At 65.1% G+C, this 877-nt stretch carries 1 protein-coding gene; it reads right to left on the bottom strand.

Going from position 1 to position 877, the window contains the following annotated elements:
• On the bottom strand, positions 1-877 hold an 877-nt coding region (locus JT360_RS33240; protein ID WP_214477697.1), incomplete at both ends, for an AMP-binding protein.

Here is an 877-nt window from a genome sequence, read left to right on the forward strand (position 1 = left end):
CAGCACATACATCTTTGTGTTCGAGATCGGACGGCCAATGGGCTCGTGCGGCTGGCCCGCATCCGTCCGCGGGCCGAGCTGAAGACTCGACGACCAGATCGTCGTCTCGGTCGGACCATAGACGTTCCACACGGACTGGACGCGCGAGCGCAGTCGCTGCGACAGCTCCACCGGCAGCGCCTCGCCACCACACAGAACCCGCATATGCCGTGCGCCTGGCCAGTTCGCATCCAGCATAGCCCGCCAGGTCGCCGGCGTCGCCTGCATGACGCTCACGCCGCGGCTTGCAATGAGGCGCTGCAAAGCCATGGGATTGCTTGCGTCGTCCTTGCCGGCAAGGATGATGCAGGCGCCCCGGCTCAAGGGCACGTAAAGCTCCAGTCCGGCGATGTCGAAGGCGATCGTCGTGACGGCGAGAAGCCTGTCGTTTGCCGTGATCCCAGCAATGTCCGCCATCGCCTGGATCAGATTGACGCCGCCGCCATGTTCGACCATGACGCCCTTCGGTGTTCCGGTTGAGCCCGAGGTGTAGATGACATAGGCAAGGTGGCGCGGTGTCAGGCCAAGGGTTCTTGGGTCCGGATCAATGTCATTCTCGGGGTGGCTTTGATCCGTCCCCTGCGTCTCGTCCAGCGCGATCACCTCGCGTCCGGACAGTGCCTCGCCGAGTGCCTCACGACCTGTCTTGTCGACCAGCACCAGTCGCGGGTCGGCATCGCTGACCACCAGGCCAAGCCGCTCGCGCGGATAGCCCGGGTCCAGCGGCACATAGGCCCCGCCTGCCTTCAACACGCCAAGCAGGCCGATCATCATCGCCGGCGAGCGCTCGACGCACAACCCGACCCGGTCATCCGGCTTGACACCAAGCCCGATCAGG

It is taken from the genome of Mesorhizobium sp. dw_380, from assembly GCF_018588885.1.
Lineage (GTDB): Bacteria > Pseudomonadota > Alphaproteobacteria > Rhizobiales > Rhizobiaceae > Mesorhizobium.